Source organism: Acetanaerobacterium sp. MSJ-12 (genome assembly GCF_018917875.1).
Classification (GTDB): Bacteria; Bacillota; Clostridia; order Oscillospirales; family Ruminococcaceae; genus Bittarella; species Bittarella massiliensis.
Window position 1 is genome coordinate 14787 of record NZ_JAHLPK010000011.1, and the last position, 25349, is coordinate 40135.

The following is a 25349-nucleotide window of genomic DNA, read 5'->3' on the forward strand; positions in this document are numbered from 1 at the left end:
CTTTTTTGCGTCCACTTTTGCAGGGAGCGCCCGCCCTTCCTGCAACTCAAAAGGGGGACCTCGGTGGACGCGCCTCTGTTTTCTCTCCAATAATTTCCGTTCAGCCCGTTTCCTACAGGCGGCCAGGGAGAGCGTTCCCCCCGATCCCGCATTTCCCTTTTCGGGGAGAAATCGCTCAAAAAGCAGCACGAATTTTGACTTTTTGCATAACATGGGGTATAATATCTTTCACTTGTGAAGAGAGAGGAGGGCAGGGGAAGAGAAAGCGCCAGGGCCCACGGGGCCGACGAGGCGGAGGGTGATCGAAGATTCGGCGGATGCCCTCCCGGCTTTGGCAGAAGAGATTCTGCCCGGTCGTGACCGGCGCCACAAAACCCGCTGGCAACGGCGGGGACAAAGGGCGTTCGGGGAACAATTTTGAAATGATTTGAGGGATACATAGTATGTGTGGAATCGTAGGGTATGTCGGCCGTGAAAACTGCGCCGACCTGTTGATCGACGGTCTGAGCAAACTGGAGTACCGGGGGTACGACTCGGCCGGGGTGGCCATCTTTGACGAGGGGGCCATCCGGGTCGTCAAGGCCCAGGGCCGCCTGGCCTGCCTGGAAGAGAAGCTCAAGTCCCAGGGCTGGCCCACCGGCCACTGCGGCATCGGTCACACCCGCTGGGCCACCCACGGGGTGCCCTCCGACGTGAACTCCCACCCCCACTGCGGCAAGCACACCGCCGTGGTGCACAACGGCATCATCGAAAACTACATCGAAATCAAGGAATTTTTGCTGGGCAAGGGCTACACCTTCCAGTCCCAGACCGACACCGAGACCGTCGCCAAGCTGCTTGACTACCACCTGGAAAACGGTGCCAAAGACGAGTTTGACGCCATCAGCCGCACCCTGCGGCAGGTGCGGGGCTCCTACGCCCTGGGCATCCTCTTTGACAGCTGCCCCGACAAACTCTTCGGCGTGCGCAAGGAGAGCCCCCTCATCGTCGGGCTGGGCGAGGGGGAAAACTTCATCGCCTCCGACGTGCCGGCCATCCTCAAGCACACCCGCAACTACTACCTGCTGGAGGAAAACGAGGTGGCCACCCTCACCGCAGAGGGGGTCACCATCACCGACCTGGACAGAAACCCCATCGAGAAAGAGGTGCTCACCGCCACCTGGGACATCGAGGCGGCCGAAAAGGGAGGCTACCCTCACTTCATGCTCAAGGAGATTTTTGAGCAGCCCTCGGCCTTCTCCAACACCGTCTCCCCCCGCCTGCGCGACGGGAAGATCGACCTGGGCATCGAGCTGACCGACGAGCAGCTGAAAAACTTTAAGCAGATCCACATCGTCGCCTGCGGCACCGCCATGCACGCCGGCATCGTCGGGCGCTACCTCATCGAAAAGCTGGCCCGCATCCCGGTCAATGTGGACGTGGCCTCCGAATTCCGCTACCGCGACCCCATCCTCAACAAAGAGGACCTGGTCATCATCATCTCCCAGTCGGGCGAGACCGCCGACACCCTGGCCGCCATGCGGTTGGCCAAGAAACACGGCGCCCACACCCTGGCGGTGGTCAACGTGGTGGGCTCCTCCATCGCCCGCGAGGCCGACAGCGTCCTCTACACCTGGGCCGGCCCCGAAATCGCCGTGGCCAGCACCAAGGCCTACACCGTGCAGCTGTCGGTGATGTACCTGCTGGCCTTCAAGTTGGGGCTTTGCAAGGGCACCCTCTCCCAGGCCGACGCCGACGCCCTTATCGACGAGCTGGCCGGCATCCCGGCGCAGCTGCAGTCGATCCTCGGCCACGCCGAAGAGTACAAGGCCATTGCCGAGAAGTACTGCCGCGCCGAAGACATGTTCTTCATCGGCCGGGGGCTGGACTACGCCCTCTCCCAGGAGGGGTCTCTCAAACTCAAAGAGATCTCCTACATCCACAGCGAGGCTTACGCCGCCGGCGAGCTGAAGCACGGCACCATCTCCCTCATCACCGACGGGGTGCCGGTCATCGCTTTGGCGACCCAGCAGCGGCTGTGCGAGAAGATGGTCAGCAACATCAAAGAGGTGAAGGCCCGCGGGGCCGACGTCCTCTTCATCTGCTACGAGGGATACGGCGACTGCTCGGAGTTTGCCGACAGCGTCATCGCCCTGCCCCAGTCAAACGACCTCTTCGCCCCCCTGCTCTCCATCATCCCCATGCAGCTGTTTGCCTACTATGTGGCCCTCCTCAAGGGCTGCGATGTGGATAAACCCCGCAACCTGGCCAAGAGCGTCACTGTGGAGTAAATTTCCAAACGGAAAAGTCTTTAAGAGGGAGCCCGCTTTGATGCGGGCTCCCTCTTTTGCACCCCAGCCCCAGTCCCTGTGGAAATAGAGAGGCGGTTGTGTTATGGTGGGTAAAAAGCAGAGCGCCCACCGCAAGGCGGACGCCCCAGAAAAAAACACTTGTGGAGGTGTAGGAAAAATGGAGTACCGGGTGGACGACCGGGAACTTGACGCGGCGGCGTTTCTCTCCTTTGTCAACCAAATATGGCCGGGCGACTACGACCTGCAAAAGACCGAGTGCGCGCTGGCCAAGACCATCAACATTGCGGCCTACGACGGCCAACTGCTGGTGGGGTGCCTGCGCATCCTCACCGACGGCTACTATTTCGGCACCATCACAGAGCTGTTGGTCCTCCCGCAGTACCAGCGGCAGGGCGTCGGCAGCCGCCTTCTCCAGCTGGCCCGGGAGCACACCCCCACCATGCTGTATTTTGGCGCGCAGCCAGGAGCAGAGAGGTTCTATGAAAAGAACGGGTGTCGGCCAAGTCTGCCCTCCTACGCCATTCAAAAAGAGGGGGCGCAGTAGACCCGTTCCTTCTCTAGCGAGCAACTTGCCGTGAACGGCTCTTCTCCTTTTGGAGTGAAGACGGGCTCCCCCCCTCCTCCACACCGGCGGCCGATCGCGCTGGCGCTGCGCCTCTTGCCGCCTCGGCAATGAAGTTTCTTTTGTTTGAAGGGGAGTAAAAAATCGCGGTCGCGCACAATCCTCTTTTTTGATATCGGGAAACCCGCCCTTCCCCGCATAGGCGAACACTGCAGCCTGCCTTTCTCCCTTAAAAAGCGGCCTGATGCAGAGACATCTCTCCCTTGGCAGAGAGATGCAAGCCATTTTCCCCCCGCCCCTGCACCCGACCGTGCTGGGGCAGGGGCCTTTCACCCCTCTAACAGTAAAACTTCTTTCAACCGAGAGAAGAACTATGCAAAATCTCTGTGGGCAGTGCTGTTTAATCCGACAGCCGGAAACGCACTGCATCCCCCCTCTCCCCCACTGCAGGAAAGGGGTTCCCATATCAGAGAGGGCGAGTTTCCTTCTCCCTCTTCCCGCACTTGACCGCATTCACGCCGGATATCCTAGACACCTGGCAGTGAAACTTCGTTCATCTCTGGAAGACGTCGAAAAGCGGCAATGGACAGTATCGCTGCTCCCCACAGCCGCCCCAACTGGCCCCCCTCACCATATAGAAGGCCTATTGCAGTGCACTTTTCTCCCCCAGAGAGCGACCTATTCAGGGAGAGGTCTCCTTTGTAAAAAAGGGCAAGCCTCTCCTTCCCTTTTCCGCACCCAACCGCAGCTGCACCGGGCCCTCTCCCATATCTATCAGCAAATTTTCTTTTATCTCTGGAGGATGTCAAAAAGCGGCAATGAACAGTATCGCTTCTCCCCACAGCCGGCCAAACTGTCCCCCTCACCATATAGAGGGCCTATTGCAGTGCACTTTTCTCCCCCAGAGAGCGACCTATTCAGGGAGAGGTCTCCTTTGTAAAAAAGGGCAAGCCTCTTCTCCCTCCCCTTTTCCACCCCCAACCACAACTGCACCGGGCCCTCTCCCACATCTGTCAGCAAATTTTCTTTTATCTCTGGAGGACGTCAAAAAGCGGCGATAGGCATCGCCGTTTTTTCGGCCGATCGGCCATTTCTCCTCGCCACATAGGGGCGTTCTTCCCTTCAAGGAGCAACCTGCTGCAGAAAAAAACGCCTTTATTAGAAGAGGCCAGCCCTTCTTTTGACCAGTTGCACCAGCGCAGGCCACCCGGCTGGCCTGGCGACTCGATTGCTCCGGCCTTTTGAGAAATGCACAGAAAGTCGCGGACTTGTGCCGCCTTTCGCCCGCGATTGACAGGCTTTTTGTCCGGCCGTATAATAAGTGAGGAAGTGCTGTAAAGCAGTAAAATAATTGCACTGCCCCCTTATCCGCGACCGCGGGGCAGCTGCTATCGGGAGGAAAAACAGATGGATCTGCATCAACTTGTCAAATCGCATGAGTCGTACGTGGTGGAGCGCAGACGGGAATTTCACATGCACCCCGAGCTGAGCTTGCAGGAGGAGTGGACCTCCGGCCGCATTGCCGAGGAGCTGGGCGCCATGGGCATCCCCTACGAGATCGTGGGCCGCCGCAATGTGGTGGGCGTCATCGAGGGGGGAAAGCCGGGCAAATCCCTGGCCATTCGCGCCGACTTCGACGCCCTCCCCATAGAAGAGGAGACCGACGTCCCCTACAAATCCCAAATTCCCGGCTGCATGCACGCCTGCGGCCACGACGCCCACGCCGCCATGCTGCTGGGCACCGGCAAGGCCCTGCTGGAAATCAAAGACCAGCTGGCGGGGAAGGTCTATCTCTGCTTCCAAATCGCCGAGGAGGCCGGCCAGGGCGCCGACGAGATCGTGGAGTACCTGCAGGGCAAGGGCGGGGTCGATCAGGCCATCGGCATCCACGTGCTGGGCGACCTGAACCCCGGTACCCTTGAACTGGTGCCCGGCGCCCGCCTCTCCGGTGCGGAGATTTTCTACATCGATGTCAAGGGGGTGGGGGGCCACGGCTCCCGGCCCGACCTGACCGTCGACCCCATCAAGGCCACGGTGGACTGCTACCAGCGGCTCATCACCATCCCCGTCAACCACCACAGCATGTTTGACACCTGCGTGGTCAGCCCCTGTGCCATCAAATCAGGGGACCGCTTCAACATCATCCCCGAGACCGGCCACATCGAGGGCACCATCCGCTACTACAAGTACGGCGACGGGCAGAGGGTGCTGGAAAAGATCCGCCAGACCTGTGAAGGGGTCTGCGCCTCCCACGGCTGCACCGTCGAGGTAACCAGCGCGGTCGCCGCCAAGTTCCCCCTCATCAACGATCCCGCCGCCACCGAGGCCGGCCGCCAGATTGCCCAGGAAATGGGGCTGGAACTGGTCGACGGCAGAGACCCCTCCGCCGCCTCCGACAACTTCGCCGAATTTCTGGCCGCCTTCCCCGGCTTCTACGCCAACCTGGGCTGCCACTCCACCCGTCCCGGCACCTCCGGCAACCACCACAACCCCACCTTTGATGTGGACGAGAGCGCCCTTCCCCTGGGAACCGAGTTCTTTGTCCGCTACGCCGCCTCCTTCCTGGGCGAGTAGGCGCCTTTCCCCCGCATGCCAAGAGGGCGCTGCACAGATTTTTGTGCAGCGCCCTCTTTTCTATCCGCATCGCCGTCCCCTCCAATTCTCTTGGCGCGGTCCTTTTACGCCAAGATGTGCAGGCCCTCAGGGCCGACAAGGCGGCATTTCTCCAAACAGCTGGCAGGATAGTTGACAGCCGCTCCCAGCGCAAAGCCATTACCCCTCCCCGACAGATCATCCCCCGCACCTGACCGCGCACAGATGGGAAAACAGGCGATATGCCCGCCTTCAAGAGTGGGTATATCGCCTGTTTTCCCATTTGTTTTGTCAGAGAGAGGGCAGAACGCCTCTCCTCTCCGCCAGCGAGCCAAGGACACATACCGGGCTGCAGAGGCTGCACGAAAGAGAGGTTTCGTGCCCTTCGTGCTGGAAAGGGGAGCGAAAAAGCCCAGCCCATCAGCGCTGGCAACTCCACCAGGTGCTTTGACCCCTCCTCCCGGGGAAATGCAGTCAAAGCCGACAGCCGCGCTGGAAAATAGCTCTCGAACTCTGTCAGGAGAGAAGGATACCGGCCTTGTCCGCCATGAATTTCATCCACCGGTCCCGCTTCATCATCGAGACTTTGTCGGTCACTGTCTCCCCTGTTTTCGCGTCCTCATGGGTGATGGCAATGCCAATGGGCATCAGGCTCTGGGAGCACTTTCCCAGCTCGCGGATGGTCTTATAGGGGATGATGAGGTTTTCCTCCAGCAGCCCCGTTGTGACGATCAGCCGCTCCTCTGTAAAATAGGCCCAGCCCTGTTTCCATCTGCCCATCTTCCCGACCAGGCGCTCCACATAACTGGCCTGCAGGAAATCAACCAGGGTATCCTCCGGTTCCATGGCGCCCAACTCCACCAGTTTCGCCTTCTGTTTCTCCAATTTTGCTGTGCTCATCTGTTTCTACCTCCTATTTCTTTATCTGTCCTATTTGGGTAAAATGTCTACCCCTATTCTATCACCATTTCAAAGATATGCAAATAGGCAGTTTTTTGCAAGGTGTTGGCCCTCAAAAAAGCGGTTAACAGGCGCTTGTCCCCCTGTGTCCAACTGCTTCAATTCATTCCCAAATCTGTGCAATTCCCCAAATAAGAGACCGCCAGGCAAGCTGCAAAAGGCATCTGTTTTTACCCATTGGGAAGGAGGGCCCTCAAGCCCCCACAGACAGTTCCGCCCCCGCCTTGCGGCAGTCGGCCTGCAAAGACAGGATACTTTCCCCAGCGCCAAGCCGGACGTCCTTCCCCCTTCTTTGCACAAAAAAACGCGGCTGCGCACTGCGGCCGCGTTCTTTTATTCTGGATGCTATTTGGCGTAGACTTCCGCCATCTTGTAGAAGAGGTCGACAAATTTCTGGCGGTCGGCGCTCTTGACCACCCGGCAGTTGGGGGTCTTGCCCGCCCGGTTGCGGTAGTCCACCACCGTCCGGCCCATGCAGGGGCCGTGGGTCTCCACCGACACGGGCAGACACTCGTAAGTAAAGAGGTCCTCGTCCAACAGGGCGGCAATGGTCACCGCGTCGCAGGGGCCGTATTTGCCGGCATAGGGGGTGCCCGCCATCCGCTTGCGGCGCTCCCCATCCCGCTTGGCCATAAAGTCAAAGAAGCACTCGCTGTACCGATTTCTCATCCCCACAAAGACGTCGTACTCCTCGTCGGTGAGGTAGCTCATGTGACAGGCGTCCAGGTCAATCATGGTCATGGGAATTCCCGCCTGGAAGACAATTTCCGCCGCATGGGGGTCGGCCCAGATGTTGAACTCGCCGTAGGGAGAATGGTTGCCCGCCGTCTGGGCGCCCCCCATAATGGTCAGGTGCTTGATCAACCCCTTCAGTTCGGGGTACTTGAGAAGGGCAATGGCGATGTTGGTCAGGGGACCTACCGCGGCGACCTGCATCTCGCCCCCTGCCTTTTTGCACTCTTCATAGATGACGTCCCAGGCGGGCAGGGGGTCTACCTCCTTGTCGGTCTCGGGCAGCTCCAGCCCCCCCATTCCGTTTTTCCCGTGGGCCATCTCCGCCGTCTCCTGGGGCACGATCAGCGGCTTTTCCGCTCCAGCCGCCACCCGGGTCTCGGTCAACCCCATCATCCCGGCCAGACGGCGGGCGTTTTCCAGGGTGTAGTGCAGGGGTACATTTCCCGCCACTGCGGTGATGGCGCGAATCTCCACCCGGTCGCTGGAATTCGCCAGCAGCAGGCAAAAAGCGTCGTCCACACCCGGGTCGGTGTCAATGATCAGGGGAATTCTCTTTTCCAAATGAATCATACTCCTCTCAAATGGCGGTCTGCCCGCCTGTTATACCAGTCGACAGAGAGCGCCCTTGGAAAGCGCTCTCTTTTGTGACAGTTCGCCGGCCTGTGCGGCCAGCTGTCAGCCGGTTCCGCAGTGTCGGCTGCAGCCGACATCCCGGCTGCCCAGCTCTCAATATCTCCAAGTTCTCAGTTTCTGCGGCAATCGGCTTGGCCCCTTGGGGGATCTTCCCGGCCGGCACTGTTTTCACCTTTGCGGACCCTGGCCGCAGGGCGTTCTCCTGAACGCCGGAGCGGGAGTTCCCCTCTGGCCGCGCCAGCTGGCCCGGCCCCCCGCACAGCCATCGGGCGCCGTTTGCCTGTTGAAAGCACTCACGCCCATCCGGCTGCACCAAGGCGGTTTTGATCACGGGACTGTCCTGGTGACAAGCTCCCCTCCGGCTCCTAGCTCTTTGCCCTGCAAGGCGAATTGCAATGGGCATTGCCGTATGCCGCGGCCATCTGCCGCCGGTCTCCCATGCGGTTTTAACACTTAAGCGGCCTGTTCGTCGTAATGGTGCAATAGCTCTTTGATGAGATCGACAAAGGCCTCCCGGTCAATGTCCAATCCCACATCGCAGTTGGGCTCTTTGCCGGTGACGCCGCGAAAATCGGTCACCGTACAGCCCACCGTGTGCTCGCCGTCCAGGTCGACCGAGACATTGAGGTGTTCTGTCCGGCAGATGGTGGGGTCGATGACCCAGGCCACAGCCACCGGGTCGTGCAGAGGGGTCTCATTGACGCCAATGGACTTGTAGTAACTCGAGAAGAAATCCAGCAGATCGGCCACCATCACCGCCGCCCGATTGCCAATGGCCCGGAAGTCGGCGATGTCGCTGTCCCGAATCAGTGCCTTGTGGGTGATGTCGATGCCGCACATGGTGATGGGGATGCCGGAGGAAAAGACCAGGTGGGTCGCCTCCGGGTCCTGCCAGGTGTTGAATTCAGTGGTTGGGGTGCGGTTGCCGCTGATGGCGGCCCCACCCATCAGGGAAATGCGGCTGATCTTCGCCTTGAGTTCCGGGTGAGCCAAAAAGAGGGTGGCGATATTGGTCAGGGGGCCCAGGGGGATCAGGGTGACCGGACGGTCACACCCTTCAATCAACCGGCGCATAAATTCGACTGCGTGGGTGGAAACGGGTTTGGAGTGGGGCGGCGGCAGCGTCGGGCCGTCCAGTCCGCTCTCTCCGTGCACATTGGCCGCCACCGTCAGCTCCCTGCGGATGGGGCCCTCGGCCCCCACGGCCACCGGCACCTCTTTGCCAATGTAGTCGAGCACCGTCAGGCAGTTCTTGGTGATCTTCTCCAGGGTCTGGTTGCCCCCCACCAGGGTCACTCCCAGCACCTCCAACTTCTCGCTGGCCAGCGCCATGGTGAGGGCGATGGCGTCGTCGTGCCCAGGGTCGCAGTCGATAATAACGGGGATTTTCTCCACAGATGTCTCCTCCTTTGAAAAGCTGCAGCCATTTGGGTCGGCTGCCTTGGAAAAAACAAATGGATAGCCAAACAGCTATCCATTTGCAAGGTATTCGGATTTTGACTATCTGGACATGCGGAGCTTTTTGATTTTCGCTTCGCGACGGATAGCGTAGACGATCAGGCCGATCAGGGTGACGAAGTAAGGGATCATCAAAACCAGCTGATAGGGGATCTTCAGCGACTGCAGGATGGTGGCAATAGCTTCGGCAGCGCCAAACAGCATGGCGGCCAGCATGGTGCCAACAGGATGCGAGTTGCCGAGGTTCATAGCAGCCAGGGCGATAAAGCCACGGCCAGAGGTCATCTCACGCTGGAACCAGGTCACATAGTCCATGGAGAGGTAGGCGCCGCCCAGAGAAGCGAAGAAGCCGCAGATGATCAGAGACATGGCTTTGATCCTCTTGACGTTGACGCCGACAGACTCAGCGGCATCGGGGTTCTCGCCGACTGCACGGATCCGCAGACCAATGGCGGTCTTGAACAGCAGGAAGGCGGCAATGAACACGCAGGTGAAGGCAAAGTAGGTCAGGATACTGTGCCCGGAAAGGATCTCGCCCAGAACAGGGATATTCTTGATCAGGGGGATGTCGATGCTGGGCATTTTGTAGCTGGTCAGCTTTGTTGATGTGCCCTTCTCACCCGTTATCATAAACAGTACGAATATGGTAAGACCGGAGACGAAGGTGTTCAAAGCGGTACCGGCAAGCACCATGTTGGATTTCATGTAAATGCCGTCCCAAGCGAGGATAGCAGCAATCAAAACGCCTACCAGAATGGCGGCCAGAACGCCGGTCCAGAGGCTTCCACCGTAGTGGCACCCGAGAACGCCGCCCAAAGCTGCGGCCAGCATAGTACCTTCCAAGTTCAGGTTCAGAACGCCTGCTCTCGCAGTAAAGATAGCGCCCAGAGAAGCCAGCAGGATGGGGGTTGTAAAACGCAGAGCAGCTTTCAGGGTAGCCCAACTAAACAGAGTCGAAAAAATCTGTTCTAACATTACTTCGCAACCTCCTTCACAGCAATCTGTTTCTGAGCATTCTTAACGATGAGCTTGTGTTTCCACTTGGCCAGGAACATGTCGGCGGCAACCAGCATGATGACAACGCCCTGGATGATGAACACGAACTCGATGGGCATATCGGTAACACGGGACATGACGTCAGCACCGGTACGGATATATGCCAGGAACAGAGCAGACAGGGGAACCATCGCGGGGTTGTAGCGAGCCAGGATGCCGACCATCAGAGCGTCGTTGCCGTAGGTCGGGGGAGCTTCCCAGGTGAACCGGGTGAACAGACCCATCATCTCGACAGAGCCGCCGATACCGGAGATGACACCGCCGATGATCTGAGAGTACATCATAACGGAGGCAACCGCGATGCCGGAGTACTTGGCGAAATCCTGGTTCTGGCCGACTGCGCGAATGGCGTAGCCCCATTTGGTTTTGTAAAGGAGCAGGTAAGCGAAGACCACGACCAGGGCGCAGACGATGATGCCGGTGTGAATGCGGGTGCCCTTGATCAGAACGGTCAGCTTGGCGGACTTGTGGAACTCGTAGGATGCGTTGAAGCCTGCGTCTTTATCTTTGAAGATGTAAATCAAGAAGTAGGCGACAAAGTTGTTGACGATGTAGTTGAGCATCAGGGAAGAAACGACCTCAGAGGCCTTCCATTTCACCTTCATGAAGGCGGGAACAGCGGCGATGGCACCACCGATGATAGCGCCCATGAAGATGACCAGCAGGCTGTGCAGGCCCTTCGGCAGCTTCACGTAGATGGCAAACCAGGAGCTCAAGCAGGCCGCCAGGAAGAAGGAGGACTGGGTGATCATGGAGAACTGGTTGGCCGAGTACATGATGGCAACACCGACGCCGCAGAAGGTCAGGGGGATTGCCAGCTCAATGACGTTTGCCATCCGGCGGACGGACTGCAGAGGCCCGATCAGGAAGACCTTGAAGGTCTCAAACGGGTCTTTACTGACCATCAGGATGAGGATAAACGCAATTACAAAAGAAATGAGAACACAGAGAACGGTTTTGAAAAAGTCAAAGCGTTTTTCAATTTGTTTACTAGTCATAGCAGACCCTCCCGATTTCCTCGTCGGACATTCTCTTCAGGCCCAGCATATACTCACCAAGAATGAAGTCGGTGACCTGAGAGGCATCTTCAAAGTAGGCAACGATCTCGCCGCCGCACATGACAACCAAGCTGTCGCTCAATTCCAGCGCTTCGTTGAGGTCTGCGGTGATCAGCAGAACAGCCGCGCCGTTATCTCTCAGCTCGACGAGCTTTCTGCGGATAAACTCGGTGGCGCCGACGTCGATGCCGCGGGTGGGCTGGTTGGCGACGATCAGGCGGGTCTCGCCGGAGAACTCTCTGGCGACGACGACCTTCTGCATGTTGCCGCCGGAGAGCATCCGGACCGGCTCATTGCGGTCGCCACATTTGACCAGGAACTCCTTGATGAGCTCGTCTACTTCGGTGTCGAGCTTTTTGTTGTTCATCAGGGGGCCCTGCTTGTAGTCTTTCTTGTAGTAGCGGTCAGAGATGATGTTGTCCTTGACCGACAGGTTCTCGGAGCAGCCGTAGGTCATGCGGTCCTCAGAGATGTGGGCGACGCCCATCTCGCGGATCTGGCGGATGGACTTGCCGCGGATGGACTGGCCGTCGATGGTGATCTCGCCGTTGTTCAGCGGCAGCAGGCCGGTGATGATCTCGGAGATCTCGCGCTGGCCGTTGCCCTCAACGCCGGCAATGCCGACGATCTCGCCCTTGCGGACACTGGCGCTGAAGCCCTTAACGATGTCGCGGCCCTCTTCGTCTTTATATGTAAGGTCGCGGATCTTCAGCACGGTCTCTGCGGGCTGAGCTTTGGTCTTGTCGATCTTCAGCATGACGTCGCGGCCGACCATCATCCGGGAGATATCCTGCTGGGTCACGTCTGCCACGATGGCGGTGCCCACGGATTTGCCCAGGCGCAGGACGGTCAGGCGGTCGCAGAGCTCTTTGACCTCGTCCAGGTGGTGAGAGATGAAGATGATCGTATGGCCCAGCTCTTTCAGGTGGCGCAGCTGCACGAACAGCTCGGCGGTCTCCTGCGGGGTCAGAACGGCGGTGGGCTCGTCGAGGATTAGGATCTCGGCGCCGCGGATCAGAGCTTTGAGGATCTCGACTTTCTGCTTGTTGCCGACAGCCAGCTCCTCTACTTTTCTGGTGACGTCCAGCTTGAAGCCGTATTTCTCACAGGCTTCCTGGGCGACCTTGTTGGCCTGCGCCATGTTCAGCGGCCCGAACTTGCCGAACTTTTTGGGCTCCATGCCCAGAATCAGGTTTTCAGCGATGGTCAAAGAGGGGCAGAGCATAAAGTGCTGCCAAACCATGCCGACCCCAAGGGCGATAGCCTCCAGGGGGTTGTTGATTTTGACCTCTTCTCCCTTGATGACAATGCGGCCTTCTTCGGGGGTTTCACTACCGAAGAGGACCTTCATCAAGGTGGACTTGCCAGCGCCGTTCTCGCCACACAGCGCGTGGATCTCGCCCTTATTAACGGACAATGTTACGTCTTTGTTGGCCACAAAGCCATTGGCGTACACTTTGGTAATGTTGTCCATTAATAGAATTTCTTCTGGCATACAATCACCTCGTACTTACCTTTAAACGGCCTGCCTTTTGACAGGACATTTGCAGTAGATTTTCGTGATTTCGGGCGCTCGGGACACCCAAAGATTAGCACTGTAAACCGCGGCCGCACCAAACGCCGCACGGCACCCAATACTAATTTCACTATCATAAATTCTAACCAATTTGCTTGGAAATGTAAACAGGGAATGAAGAAAACCTCTTTATAGCACATATATGGCTTTTGGATTTTATGCAAGTTGTCAATTTCTGAATTTTTGCTAAGAGGAATGTTTGAAAATATCTAGATAAAATTGCCATAAACATTAAAAACAAACTGAACTTAATTTGTATAACTGTATAGATGATTGCAGTTTTGCAGCGGTCCCCTCTTGTCAAATATAACAGTTTCCTCATTTTTACAGTTCGTTCACAACTTTGTTATCCAACATGAGTTTCCTGCTGTTTCCTCCGCTTATCAATCCCTTTCATTTTACTGAAAACTTTTCCATGCCCTTTGAAGAAAAATTGCTTTTTAGCAAACAAGCGGTTTGTGTTGCAGTGCTGACACAAAAAAGAAGGGCGGATTCTCCGCCCTTCTCTTTTATTGCTGAATGAACAGTTTACGGTTTCACAGAGTCACGGCGCTTGTTCAGCTCGTCCTGAGCCATGCCGTAACCGGTGGTGACCTTCACCTTGCCGCTCTTGATGTCCTCGCGGGCAGCGTTCACAGCGTCTTTGCACTCCTGAGGAGCATTCTTCTGGTAGTAGTCGTTCTCGGCGATGTCGGCAACGCCCTTCTCAACACCCCAGTCCTCACGGGTGCCGTAGTAGGTGGCAGTGCCGTTGTAGGTGTCGGTGATGGCGGTCTCCAGAGCCACGTTCACTCTCTTCTCGGAAGAGGTGATGATGACCTTGGCAATCTCGGGTTTCTCGTCTTTGAAGAACTCGTACTGGTCAGCGTCCACGCCAACACCCCAGATTCCCTTCTCCTGGCAGGCCTGGAACACGCCCAGCCCAGCGCCACCGGCGACCTGGTGCAGAACGTCAGCGTTGTTGTTGTTGACCATCATCAGAGAGAACTCTTTGGCCTTGGGGGCGTCGGTGTAAGAACCGTTGTAGACCATGGCGACCTTGCCGTTGGCGTCAGCTCTCTGGACACCCTCGATGAAGCCGACCAGGAAGTCGTTGATAACGGGGGCTTCCATGCCGCCGACAAAACCGACAGTCTTGGTCTTGCTCAGGGTGATGGCGAAAACGCCGGCCAGGTAGTCACTCTCGCACTGGCGGAAGGTGATGGCGAAGACATTGGACATCTTAATATCGGTGCCCGGCTCGATGTCGAAGCAGACGAACTTGGTGTTGGGCCACTCATCGGCGTGTCTCTCGAGGATCTCGAGGAACTCGTTGCCGGAGAAGATAATCATGTCGTACGCATCAGCGCTGTCCAGCAGAGTGGGCTCCATCTTGGATTTGTCGGTGCCGTACTCAACTGCCTTGTAGGTGATGCCCAGCTTTTCGCCGGCGGACTTGACACCCTCGTAGGAGATGTCGTTGAAGGACTTGTCGCCCAGGTTACCACAGATGAAGCCAACACTCTTGATGGCGCCCTCTTTGGCGTCGCCACCGGCGTTGCCTTCATCCTTGCTGTCGCCGCAACCGGTCAGGGCCAAACCCGCGACCATGGTCACCGCCAGCAGCATTGCCAGAAGTTTTTTCATTCGAATAGCCTCCCCATAAAAATACTTGAGATGGGTTTTTCCATGTTTGCAGTATAATCCTTTCGTAACAATTCGTCAATAAAATCGAACCGTTTTCTCTAATATGGAACAAAAACTCGGTCTTTTTTTGTGCACGATTTATATAAAACCATAAATTCCATTTAAAAGTTACCCTTCCTTATATAAATAGGCGTTTCATTCCCAACTTTTGTGCGATTTTTCCTATCAAATGTGATTTTTCGCAAAAATCTCTTTTGTTTTCCCCTGCGGGGAAAATGGCCCTTTCAAGCGGGGAATCGCCCCTTTTTGCAGGCGTTTTCTATGTGGTAGACCTCTGCCCAACAACTGGACAAATAGAAAAGTATCCACTTTTTTATTTCATAAAGATAAAAGCTGTTCTCCCCAACTGCCTACTCCCCATTTCCAATTTCCTTTTCCCCGCTCTTTATCCCCAACTCTCTGCGGACCTTCCTTCCCACTTCATCTGTCCAATCAAAAGGAGAGGGCGCCTACGCGCCCTCTCCTTTTGAAAGAAAGAGAAATTTCTACGGTTTTACCGAGTTGCGACGTCTGTTCAGCTCCTCTTGATCCATGCCGTAACCGGTGGTGACCTTTACCTTGCCGCTCTTGACATCTTCGCGGGCCGCGTTGACTGCATCTTTGCAGGCCTGCGGCGCGTTGGCCTCGTAAAACTCATTTTGGGCCAGGTCGGCAACGCCCTTTTCAATGCCCCAGTCCTCCCGGGTGCCGTAGTAGGTAGCGGTGCCGTTGTAGGTGTCGGTGATGGCGGTTTCCAGCGCCACGTTCACCCTCTTTTCCGCAGAGGTGATGATGACTGCGGCGATTTCAGGTTTTTCATCTTTAAAGAACTCGTACTGATCGGCGTCCACGCCAATGCCCCAAATGCCAGCCTCCTGGCAGGCCTGGAACACCCCTAATCCAGCGCCGCCGGCGACCTGGTGCAAAACGTCCGCCTTGTTCTGGTTGACCATCATCAAACAGAACTCCTTAGCTTTGGGGGCGTCGCTGTAAGAGCCGTTGTAGACCAGCGCTACCTTGCCGTTGGAGTCCACTCTCTGTACGCCCTCGATAAAGCCGACCAAGAAGTCGTTGATGACAGGGGCTTCCATCCCGCCCAGGAAACCGACCACCTTGGTATCGCTCAAGGTCATGGCGAAGGCGCCGGCCAGGTAGTCGCTCTCGCATTGGCGGAAGGTGATGGCGAAGACGTTGGCCATTTTGATTTCGGTGCCCGGCTCAATGTCAAAGGCCACAAACTTGGTATTCGGGAAATCGTCGGGGTATTTGTACAGGTACTCCAAAAATTCGTTGCCAGAAAAGATGACCATATCGTAGGTCTCCGCGCTGTCCAAAAGGGCCGGTTCCATCTTGGATTTGTCGCTGCCGTACTCCACAGCCTTATAGGTGATGCCCAACTTTTCGCCGGCGGATTTGATGCCGGCATAGGAGATGTCGATAAACGACTTGTCGCCGAGCGCGCCGGCAAGGAACGCCACGCTCTTGATGGCCCCCTCTTTGCTCTCGCCCGTTCCGCCTCCCTCCTTGCTCTCGCCGCAGCCAGTCAGGAGTATCCCCACTGTCAATGTCAGTGCCAATACCAGTGCGCCAATTTTCTTCATGTCAAGCAGCCTCCTCAAAATATCCCTCTCAAGGGTGGGGTTGTTGCCTTGACCATATACTATATATAAAAATATGTCAACATGTAGATAAAATCTTCTCTCTTTTCAATTGTTATCGCCGTACATTTTGTATTCATTCAACAAAAATATCGGTAAGGGGTCCTGTTTTACCTCTCTCAACAGGGCCTTTTCTTTTGAAGGGCTTTCCCCCCGCCGCCGGATCCTCCGCGGCGCGTCCTTTCCCTGCACGCAAAAAAGAGGAGAGCGAAACCGCTCTCCTCTTTTGATTTGATTAGCTGTTTGAAAACCCGCTTGTTGAGAGACCTCTCTCTTTAGGCTTTGGCCTTGTTGCGCAGGGCGTTCAGGGTATCCTGGTCCATGCCGTAACCGGTGGAAACTTTGATGGAACCGTCGATGATGCCCTTCTTGCACTCGTCGACAAATGCGCGCTGCTCTTCGGTGGTGTTCTCTTTGTAGTAGTCGTTCTCGACCAGAACGGTAACTTCCTTCTCAACGCCCCATTTTTTGATGGTGCCGAAGTCGCTGGTGTCGCCGTTGCAGGTGCGGGTGACGATGTCCTCGATGGCAATGTCGTTGCGCTTGAGCATGGAGGTCAGAATGACGTTGGCGATCTCGGGCTTGGAGTCCACGAAGAACTGCTGCTGGTCGGCGTCAACGCCGATGCCCCAGACACCCTTGTTGTCGGCCGCAGCCTCGAACACGCCCAGGCCAGCGCCGCCGGCCACGCCGTGCAGAACGTCCGCCTTGTTGGTGGTGATCTGAAGGAGAGCAAACTCTTTGGCCTTGGGGGCGTTGGTGTAGTCGCCCACGAAGGCGATGGCGACCTTGCCGTCAGCCTTGGCGTGGAGAGCGCCCTCGATGTAGCCGACCATGAAGTCGTTGATGACGGGGGCCTCAGCGCCGCCGACAAAGCCGATGACGCCGGTCTTGGAAATCTTCATAGCCAGCGCGCCGGCCAGGAAGTCGCCCTCGTTCTGGGCGTAGGTGATGCAGAAGATGTTGGGGAACTTGGGGTCTTTGTCGGGGTCGATGTCAAAGCCGACAAACTTCACGTCGGAGAACTCCTCCGCGTGGCGCTGGATCAGCTCCAGCTGCTCGCCGCTGGAGAAGAAGACCATGTCAAAGTTCTCAGCCGCGTCCAGGAAAGCGGGCTCCATCTTGGACTTGTCGGTGCCGTACTCGATGACCTTGTACTCCAGGCCCAGTTTCTTGCCGGAGTTGACAATGCCGTCGTTGGCGATGTCGTTAAAGGATTTGTCGCCCAGGTTGGTGGTGACAAAGCAGATGCTCTTGATACCGCCCTTGCTGTCGCCGCTGCTGTCACCGGTGCCCTTGTCTTTGCTGTCGCCGCAGCCAACGAGCGCCAGAGAGGCGATCATGGTCACGGCAAGCAAAGATGCCAGTAATTTTTTCATTTTGAAACCTCCTCCAAATGGTTCCCCGCGCCACACGGGGATTGTCAAACGGGTTTTGCTGTAACTAATTTTAGTCAGCTGGGAATGCCTTGTCAATTCAATTGACCTATCTTTGCCGATTTCCATTAAAAGCAATTTTGATTTTTGTACATTTTCCCTTTTTATATGTAAGTTGTTCATATGAGAAACCGTTTTTACATTTCATTGTAGTAAAATGCTACAACTTTCTTGTCAAAGATTTCTTTCTCCCCCTGTTTCCGGCGGCCGCCCCAAAATGTGCAAACTGCATGCAACTATCATTTTCGCTAAAAACATTCAATAACTTTCACCCTGTGACCGCTTCCTTTCCCGGGTGAAAATGCGCGAAGTCTTCCCTCTTTCAGGCGCGGGGCAACCGCCCCTTTTTTCAGTGCAAAAAAGGGCGCCTTCACCCACTGTATGAAGGCGCCCTTCTATTCATTTTTCCCGCTGTTTACATGTCCCGCTTGTCGCCGAGGAAGAAGATGGCCATGGTGCCGCAGCCGGTGTGGCTGCCGATGACCGGGCCGATGTAGTTGATGTACACCTCTTTGACGCCAAAGCGCTGCTTGATCTGCTTGGCCGTCTGCTGGGCGTCCTCCAGGCAGTCGGCGTGGCAGATGTAGACCACATCGTTGTCCTCCTTGACAAACTTCTCTTCCATGGTCTTGAGCAGGGACTCGATCCCCGCCTTGCGGCCCCGCGCCTTGCCCACCGGGATGAGCTTGCCCTCGTTGTTGACGTGGATGATGGGCTTGATGCCCAGCATGGTGCCAAAGACCGCCGCCGTCTTGGAGACGCGGCCGCCCCGCTGCAGGTGGTGCAGGTCGTCGGCGATGACCTGGTGGCACAGGCGCAGCTTGTTGTGCTCGGTCCACTGGGCCACCTCTTCCATGCTCTTGCCCTCGGCCTGCAGGCGGCGCATGTGGTGGTAGAGCAGCCCCTCCCCCAGGGAGGCGCAGAGGGAGTCGATGACGGTGATCTTGCGCTCGGGGTATTTCTCCCGCAGCTCGTCGGCGGCCACCATCATGCTGCCGCAGGTGCCGCTAAGGCCGGAGGTAAAGGCCAGGTGGAGGATGTCGTACCCCTGCTGCAAAAGGGGCTCAAAGAAGCGGATCCCCTCCTCCGGGGTGACCTGCGAGGTGGTGGGCATGGCCCCCGCCCGCAGGGCGTCGTAAAAGGCCTTGTAGTCGCCCGTTTCGGTGGCGTTGAGGTCGGGGTGGCTCACCCCGTCCAACACGTAGGAGAGGGGGACCATGTGAATGCCGTGTTCCTTTATATAAGCGGGGTCAAAATCGGTGGTGGAATCGGTGGTGATGAGATAGGTGTTTTCCATGTTGGATACCTCCCTGTTTGTTGTCTACATTTTATAGTATCTGCACTGGGAAATCAAGGCAAACCCATTTTCCCCACTTTTTCTCCAAGGCCGCCTTCAAAAAGATGTGCAGTTTGTCGGCACAATTGTTTTTCCCCCCAAATTGTGATAAAATTTGATAAGCTGTGTCGATTTCAGCAAAACTAAAGGAGGTCATCGCTATGGAGCACTTCGGCTTCTGGTCCCTGCTCCCCCCCATTTTGGCCATCGTTCTGGCCCTCATCACCAAAGAAGTCATCTCCTCGCTGCTGGTGGGCATCCTCTCGGGCCTGCTCATCTACACCGGCGGCAATCCCCTTCAGGCCCTGGTGGAACTCTTCTCCCTCATGACAACCAAAATCGGCGAAAATGCCTATATGATCGTCTTTCTCTCCCTCTTGGGCGCCCTGGTCTGCGTCATCACCATGTCCGGCGGCTCCCGCTCCTACGGAGAGTGGGCCACCAAAAAAATCAAAAAGCGCTCCAGCGCCATGCTGGCCACCAGCGGGCTGGGCCTGCTCATCTTTATTGACGACTACTTCAACTGCCTCACCGTGGGCACCGTGATGCGCCCCATCACCGACAAGCACCTGATCTCCCGGGTCAAGCTGGCCTATGTGATCGACGCCACCGCCGCCCCCATCTGCGCCATCGCCCCCATCTCCAGCTTTGCGGCCTACGCCATCTCGGTGCTGGCGGACACCGGCGCCACCCAGAGCGGGATGACCACCTTTTTGCAGTCGGTCCCCTTCAACCTCTACGCCATCCTCACCATCGTCATGGTGCTCGCCCTCTCCCTCTGCCAGCTGGACTTCGGCCCGATGGAGCGCTTTGAGAAGGCCGCCCGGGAAGGGCGGGAGGTAAAGGGCAGCAAGGCCGCCCACTCGCAGGACGAGCTGGACGGGATCGTCCCCTCGGAGAAGGGGCGGATCTGGGACCTGGTCCTCCCCATCGTCGCCCTGGTCCTCTTCACCGTGTCCTCCATGCTCTGGACAGGCGGCTTCGGCACTGTAGTGGACGGCGAAAAGGTCGGCCTGATGGCCGCCTTCGGCAACACCGACTCCAACGCCTCCCTCGCCTACGGGGCGTTTGGCGCCCTGGTCGTGGCCCTGCTCCTCTACCTGCCCCGGCGGCTGATGACCTATAAAGAGTTCTTTGCCGGCATCAACTCCGGCTTCAAGTCCATGACCAGCGCCATCACCATCATGGTGCTGGCCTGGTCCATCGGCGGCGTCTGCACCGAGTACCTGCTCACCGGGCAGTTCGTGGGCGAGCTGGTGCGCTCCTCCCACTTTCCGCTGCAGTTCTTCCCGGCCATCATCTTCGCGGTGGCGGGGGGCCTCGCCTTCGCCACCGGCACCTCCTGGGGGACCTTCGCCATGCTCATCCCCATCTCGGTGGAGATCTCCCGCTACTCGGCGCCGGAGCTGATCCCCATTATCTTCGCCGCCATCCTGGCGGGGGCGGTCTACGGCGACCACTGCTCCCCCATCTCCGACACCACCATCCTCTCTTCCGCGGGGGCCGGGTGCAACCACATCGACCACGTCTCTACCCAACTGCCCTATGCCACCCTGGCCGCCGGTTGCTGCTTTGTGGGCTTTTTGGTGGCGGGCTTCACCGCCAACGCCCTCCTCACCCTGGCGGTGGCTGTGGCCCTGCTGCTGCTCTCCCTCCTCTTCCTCCACCGCCGCACCATGAAAAAAGAGCGGGCCGAGGCAGAGGCGGCCGGCCGCTAGGCAGACGCCCCTCCCGGCAAATCCATCCGCCCCGCGCGGGCAAGCACACACGACCTTGGAAAGGGGAACTTTTATGGACAACGAATCGCTGGTCCGCGCCTCCTACATGGCGGGGCAGACCCTGGTATACGCCCTGCTGATGCTCATTGCGGTCTTTATTGTCCGCAAGCTCATCAGCAACCACTACAAGAAAAAGCAACAGCAAAAAGAGGAGTTCAACCGGGCCAACAGCCGCGCCTACGACGGGCCAGTGGAAAAGCTGGAGATCCAGCCCCAGCCCCCAGAGTCCCCTGCCGAGCACCTGGAGATCCGGGAGCCGGAGGGAGACGATGCCCCCCCAGAAGGCGATCGATAATTTAGACAAAACAGGGCCGGTGGAGCAGTATTTGCTCCACCGGCCCTGTTTTTGCGCCCTCCCCTGTGCGGAGAAATCGCGAAGGAGGAAGCCCTCTGCACCCAGAGGGCCCCTTGGGGCGACAGCGGCTATCAGCACCCGCTTCCCCCGTCGGGGGACAGTGGACGCCCCGTGCCGGGGCCACCGCCCTTCCCCCCTTTGCAGGGCAAGGGGGAGAAGGGCCCCGTGCGGCCCTGTGCCCTTCTTTTTTCTCCAGCGCGCCTATTGCGCCCTTTTGGGACAGGTGTAGCGCGGCAGGCCCCTGCTGTGCCGCCCGTACTCAATGGCCTCTTTGGGACAGCGGCAGATACAGGCCATGCAGTGGGTACAGCGGTCCCCCCACACCGGTTGTCCGCCCGCCAGGTGGACATTGCCGAGGGGGCAGACGTCGACGCATCTGCCGCAGGAGATGCAGTCGCCGGTGGCGTAAAATTTCTTGGCGCGGACAAACAGGGGGTAAAAGAGCCGGTTGACCAACCCGCTGTTGACCCGGTCGCCGAAGGAGACCTCTGACGCGGGAAGATCCTCGCCGCCCTTGAGGAGGCGGGCCGCGCTCTCGATCACCCTGTCTGCCTTCTCTATCGCCCGCAGCGCCTCCTCTCTGGTCGGGGTGGTGAACAGGGCGAGGTAGTTTTCGGGCATCGCGATTTCCATGCAGCCGCGGTAGTTCATCCCCTTTTGGGCGCAGAGCTCCGCCAGGTATTGCCCCGCATTGCCGATGCTCCCGCCGCAGGTCATGGCAAAATAGAGCTCCGCGCTCCCGGCGAGACGGGTGCGCTCCAGCCACCGCTGCAAAAGGCGGGGGATCCGCCAGGCATATGTCGGGGCCACGACCACCCAGGGGCGCTGGGAGCGCAACTCTGAAAAGTCGTCGCTTCGAATCGCCTCAAAGAGGTTCAGGACCTCGTCGTCGATCGCCCGCCCCAGCTTTTGGGCGACATACTCGCTGTTTCCCGTCCCCGAAAAATACAAAATCATCCTTCTTCCCCCTCCGATGGCGCGCCGATGTGCCGGATGCTCGAATAGACGCGGCCCACCAAATCGGCCATCTCTCTCCACCGCGTCTCGTCGGCGCTCAAATAGTAGTAGTGCTTCGTCCCCTCCCGGCGCATGGCGACGATGCCAGACTCTTTCAATATCTTCAGGTGGTGGGAGACAGAAGGGCGGGTGAGGTGGGTTTTCTGGGCGATCTCCCCCACCCGGATCCCGGCCAAATCGCTCTCCAACAGCGCCAGCAAAAGGGCCTGCCTCGTCTCGTCGCCGATCGCCGTAAAGGCATCCCGGCACTGCCGAAAGCCGTCGGCGAGCTGCCGGCAGGTTTCCTCGCACCCCTTTTCCATTTCCGATCCCCCCTATAAATAGCGCGCGTCCAGCGCCCGGTGAGGGGTCGACCGCAGATACTTGACGCCCGGATAGCCGAGCACCAGCGTCATGGCCACCCGTTTCCCCTTGGGGACGCCGAGCACCTGCTTTATCTTTCGCGAAACGCGGGCGGCCATGGTAAAAAAGCCGCTGTACAGCACGCCCAGGCCGTTTGCCTCTGCGACAAACTCCATATTCTGCGCGGCGAGGACGCCATTCGTCGGATCGTTTGCCAGGATGGCGATGGCGATCGGGGCGCGAAAGAAGAAAAAGTGATCGTCGATCCGGCTGTTCCTCGCCAGCGGGCTAAACCAGCCCGCAATCGGCCGCACCGCCCTGAACAGCTTGACCGCCATCCCCTCCACGCGGTCTTTTTCCCTGTCGAGGACGACGAAGGAGAGGTCCTGCGCATTCTTTGCCGTGTGGGTGAGCCGTCCCGCCTCTAAAACCTGTGCCAGCACCTCCCGCGGGATCTCCCTCTGCTGAAAGGTGCGGATGCTCCTGCGAAAGCGGATGGCGTCCAAAACGTCGTCGGGACAGAGGCGGACATCCCTCTTTTTCTCGACCTGTCCGTCCCCACAACCCACCATGGAAATGGCCTTTTGCGGGCAGACTGCCGAGCACTGCCCGCAAAAGATGCAGTCCTCCCCTATTGTGCCCGCTTTTTGACCGCTGACGGCAATGTTGCGGGCGACGCAGACCCGGCTGCACAGACCACACCCCACACAGCGTTCTGTGTCAATGAGCACCTGGCGCTGTTTCATCTCTCCCCACCCTTTCGTCAACCTTCTTTAACTGTTATAACAGAGAGGCAGGGGCAACGCAACATCGGTAAAGAAATTGGTTCCCATCCGGCCCAAAATGGGCTCTCTATCACCCGACATCCCCCGCCAGGGCAGGTGTGGCTTTCCCACAGGGAGGGGGACAAAGGCGTCTCCCAGACGGCAAATGGGGCGGCGGCACAGCCCTCTTGGCCGCGCCGCCGCCCCATATCCACTTCCGCGTTCCCCATTTGGGGGCGCATGTTTTTGTCAGCTCTCCAGGGCGGGGCGGTAGTCCGGATCCCGCCGCTTGAGGATAAAGTCGGCCAGGATCAGCTGGGCCATCCCCATATAGCTGTTGACATAGGCCAGGTAGAGCGAGCAGGCCAGCCGCACCCCTATCGCCGCCCACAGGCCGTAGCCCTCCGCCGCCATCCCCGCCAGTTCCGGCGGCACGATCCAGAGGATAAAGGAGAGGATGAGGACGATCACCTGTGCAAAGTTGTGGCGCATGGCCTTGCAGGAGGCCGCCACCGACTGCAGGGGGTCGCGCCGGGGCGACAGGGCCTGGCAGTACTTGGCCAGGAGGACAAAGAGGGAAAAGATGACCGCCAGCAGGGAGAAGATCGTCAGCACCAGCCCGGTGCCCAGTCCCCCGGTGCCCCGAACGGCCATCAGCCCGTCGGCCCGGCTCAGCAGGGCGGAAAAAAAGCTCATCAGCACGTCGGTGCAGAGGCCCAGGGCCAGCGCCCGCCAGAGGCGGCCGGGGGCTGCGTAAAACCAGAAGAGGTCAGCCATGCGGGCCCGCTCCTCCTCCCGCACCCGCCAGAGGGCGCGCACAAACCCCAGCGAGAGGGGGAAGAGCAGCCATTTGACCGCCGGCGAGACCAGGGTCAGCCCCAGGGTCAATGCCTCCCCCTGGGGGAGAAAATAGCCCACCGCGCCCCCCGCTGTCACCAGGAGGGAGTAGACCAGCGCCACCAGATAGAGCCCCCTCTGGCCCCGGCAGAGCTCCTTCGCCTGCCGCTTGATCTCCTGTGTCAAAACAGACCCCTCCCCCGCGCCGCATCTGCGGCCGCAATGTAGTGAAAAGTATAGCACATCCGCCCGGCCCGGACAAGGTCTGCCCCAGACAGAGAGGGCGGGCGGCGCGATGTGCGCCGCCCGCCCGGGCAGTTCGCGGTTTTCCGTCAGTCAGCGGCCTGGGAATTGGCGTCCTGGGTGCGCAGCCGCAGGGTGCAGATGACCGGGTAGTGGTCCGACGGGTAGAACCCGTCCTCGCTGCGCTTGTCCAGCTGCACGTCCAACACCTCGAACTCCTCGGTGACGAAGATGTAGTCCAGCCGCCGGGTGGTGTTGTCCTTTCCCTTGAAATAGTGAAAGGTGTTGACCCCCTGTCCCCCGTTTTGCAGGGCGGTGAAGACGTCCTGAAAGCGGGGGCCGTTTTTCAGCGACCGCTCCTGGATCCGCCGCACCGACCCCGAACGGGGCCCGGCGTTCAGGTCCCCCATCAGGATGGTGGGCAGGGGGTCGATCCGCTGGTACTCGGCGATGCGGTCGAAGATGACCTTGACCTCCAGGTTGCGGGCCACCGGCAGCAGGTGGTCAAAGTGGGTGTTGAAGACCCGGATGCGCTGGCGCACCTTCTTCAAATAGATCTCCACCACCGTGCAGATGCGGGGGAAGATGGCGAAGGCGTAGCGGCTGCCGATTTTGGCCGGGCTCTTGGAGAGCCAGAAGGTGTCGTGAAAGAGGACGTCCACGTCCTCGTTTTTGACGATGATGTCCGAGTGCTCGTCCCCCAAATTGCGCTTGCGGCCCCAGCCAAAGAGACTGTATCCCTCCAGCAGGGAGGCGATGTCCTGGCGCATCACCGGCATCAGCTCCTGCACCCCCACCACGCTGGCCCCCGAGTCGCGAATGACCCCGGCCGCCAGCTCCCGGCGGTTTTCCCATATTTTTTTGCGGGCAAATCGGCTGTCCCGCTTGAGGTTAAAGGTGATGACTTTCAGCACCTGCTCACTCACAGCTATCCCTCCAACTTACCTTTTCAGTATACCACAATCGCCGCAAAAGGGAACCTGTCCCCAGGGGGTTG

General features: G+C 58.4%; 20 protein-coding genes. 5 read left to right on the forward strand and 15 right to left on the reverse strand.

Annotated features, from left to right (window positions below; genetic code table 11):
- Positions 1 to 443: 443 nt before the first annotated feature.
- The 3 genes from glmS (at position 444) to KQI11_RS11575 (ending at position 5427) form a co-directional block, all read left to right on the forward strand.
- Positions 444 to 2270, forward strand: a complete 1827-nt coding sequence (gene glmS / locus KQI11_RS11565; protein WP_216402229.1) for a glutamine--fructose-6-phosphate transaminase (isomerizing) — start codon at positions 444 to 446, stop codon at positions 2268 to 2270.
- 178 nt (positions 2271 to 2448) lie between these two features.
- Positions 2449 to 2835 (forward strand): GNAT family N-acetyltransferase, encoded by a 387-nt coding sequence (locus KQI11_RS11570; protein ID WP_216402230.1) that lies wholly within the window; start codon positions 2449 to 2451, stop codon positions 2833 to 2835.
- A 1425-nt stretch (positions 2836 to 4260) separates the two neighbouring features.
- Positions 4261 to 5427, forward strand: coding sequence for a M20 metallopeptidase family protein (locus tag KQI11_RS11575; protein ID WP_216402231.1), 1167 nt, complete (start codon positions 4261 to 4263; stop codon positions 5425 to 5427).
- Positions 5428 to 5961: 534 nt separating this feature from the next.
- Here the strand turns inward: KQI11_RS11575 and KQI11_RS11580 are convergent.
- The 10 genes from KQI11_RS11580 to KQI11_RS11625 all read right to left on the reverse strand — a co-directional run bounded on the left by KQI11_RS11580 (position 5962) and on the right by KQI11_RS11625 (position 18977).
- Positions 5962 to 6345: a hypothetical protein gene (locus KQI11_RS11580; RefSeq protein ID WP_185916068.1), complete on the reverse strand. Its 384-nt coding sequence runs from the start codon at positions 6343 to 6345 to the stop codon at positions 5962 to 5964.
- 405 nt (positions 6346 to 6750) lie between these two features.
- On the reverse strand, positions 6751 to 7701 hold the full coding sequence (locus tag KQI11_RS11585) for a nucleoside hydrolase (RefSeq protein ID WP_216402232.1): 951 nt from the start codon (positions 7699 to 7701) through the stop codon (positions 6751 to 6753).
- Positions 7702 to 8226: 525 nt separating this feature from the next.
- Positions 8227 to 9168, reverse strand: coding sequence for a nucleoside hydrolase (locus KQI11_RS11590; RefSeq protein ID WP_216402233.1), 942 nt, complete (start codon positions 9166 to 9168; stop codon positions 8227 to 8229).
- A gap of 105 nt (positions 9169 to 9273) precedes the next feature.
- Positions 9274 to 10206 (reverse strand): ABC transporter permease, encoded by a 933-nt coding sequence (locus tag KQI11_RS11595; protein ID WP_216402234.1) that lies wholly within the window; start codon positions 10204 to 10206, stop codon positions 9274 to 9276.
- Positions 10206 to 11285 carry an ABC transporter permease gene (locus KQI11_RS11600; RefSeq protein ID WP_185916064.1) on the reverse strand — a complete coding sequence of 360 codons (1080 nt, stop codon included), beginning with the start codon at positions 11283 to 11285 and terminating at the stop codon, positions 10206 to 10208. Before KQI11_RS11600 ends, KQI11_RS11595 begins: the two co-directional genes overlap by 1 nt.
- On the reverse strand, positions 11278 to 12819 hold the full coding sequence (locus KQI11_RS11605; RefSeq protein ID WP_353653978.1) for an ABC transporter ATP-binding protein: 1542 nt from the start codon (positions 12817 to 12819) through the stop codon (positions 11278 to 11280). The genes KQI11_RS11600 and KQI11_RS11605 overlap by 8 nt, the downstream gene beginning before the upstream one ends.
- A gap of 630 nt (positions 12820 to 13449) precedes the next feature.
- Positions 13450 to 14511, reverse strand: a complete 1062-nt coding sequence (locus KQI11_RS11610) for a BMP family ABC transporter substrate-binding protein (protein WP_216402235.1) — start codon at positions 14509 to 14511, stop codon at positions 13450 to 13452.
- A 581-nt stretch (positions 14512 to 15092) separates the two neighbouring features.
- On the reverse strand, positions 15093 to 16187 hold the full coding sequence (locus tag KQI11_RS11615) for a BMP family ABC transporter substrate-binding protein (protein ID WP_216402236.1): 1095 nt from the start codon (positions 16185 to 16187) through the stop codon (positions 15093 to 15095).
- Between the two features lie 332 nt (positions 16188 to 16519).
- Positions 16520 to 17623: a BMP family lipoprotein gene (locus KQI11_RS11620; RefSeq protein WP_216402237.1), complete on the reverse strand. Its 1104-nt coding sequence runs from the start codon at positions 17621 to 17623 to the stop codon at positions 16520 to 16522.
- 472 nt (positions 17624 to 18095) lie between these two features.
- A complete protein-coding gene (locus KQI11_RS11625; RefSeq protein ID WP_216402238.1) occupies positions 18096 to 18977 on the reverse strand; it encodes a DegV family protein in 882 nt (293 codons plus the stop codon).
- A 200-nt stretch (positions 18978 to 19177) separates the two neighbouring features.
- Here KQI11_RS11625 and KQI11_RS11630 point away from each other — a divergent pair, with 200 nt between their 5' ends.
- Both KQI11_RS11630 and KQI11_RS11635 read left to right on the forward strand, forming a co-directional pair.
- Complete coding sequence (locus KQI11_RS11630; protein WP_185916058.1) at positions 19178 to 20734, forward strand: Na+/H+ antiporter NhaC family protein; 1557 nt, start codon at positions 19178 to 19180, stop codon at positions 20732 to 20734.
- Positions 20735 to 20807: 73 nt separating this feature from the next.
- A complete protein-coding gene (locus KQI11_RS11635; protein WP_216402239.1) occupies positions 20808 to 21089 on the forward strand; it encodes a hypothetical protein in 282 nt (93 codons plus the stop codon).
- A gap of 261 nt (positions 21090 to 21350) precedes the next feature.
- Here the strand turns inward: KQI11_RS11635 and KQI11_RS11640 are convergent, their stop codons facing one another.
- The 5 genes from KQI11_RS11640 to KQI11_RS11660 all read right to left on the reverse strand — a co-directional run bounded on the left by KQI11_RS11640 (position 21351) and on the right by KQI11_RS11660 (position 25278).
- Positions 21351 to 22106, reverse strand: a complete 756-nt coding sequence (locus KQI11_RS11640) for an EFR1 family ferrodoxin (RefSeq protein WP_216402240.1) — start codon at positions 22104 to 22106, stop codon at positions 21351 to 21353.
- Positions 22103 to 22468 (reverse strand): ArsR/SmtB family transcription factor, encoded by a 366-nt coding sequence (locus KQI11_RS11645; protein ID WP_216402241.1) that lies wholly within the window; start codon positions 22466 to 22468, stop codon positions 22103 to 22105. Before KQI11_RS11645 ends, KQI11_RS11640 begins: the two co-directional genes overlap by 4 nt.
- A gap of 12 nt (positions 22469 to 22480) precedes the next feature.
- A complete protein-coding gene (locus KQI11_RS11650; protein WP_216402242.1) occupies positions 22481 to 23254 on the reverse strand; it encodes a nitroreductase family protein in 774 nt (257 codons plus the stop codon).
- 267 nt (positions 23255 to 23521) lie between these two features.
- Positions 23522 to 24295 carry a hypothetical protein gene (locus KQI11_RS11655; protein ID WP_216402243.1) on the reverse strand — a complete coding sequence of 258 codons (774 nt, stop codon included), beginning with the start codon at positions 24293 to 24295 and terminating at the stop codon, positions 23522 to 23524.
- A gap of 146 nt (positions 24296 to 24441) precedes the next feature.
- The gene (locus KQI11_RS11660; RefSeq protein ID WP_185916052.1) at positions 24442 to 25278 is read right to left on the reverse strand and encodes an endonuclease/exonuclease/phosphatase family protein; all 837 of its coding nucleotides are present in this window, start codon (positions 25276 to 25278) and stop codon (positions 24442 to 24444) included.
- Between the last annotated feature and the right edge of the window lie 71 nt (positions 25279 to 25349).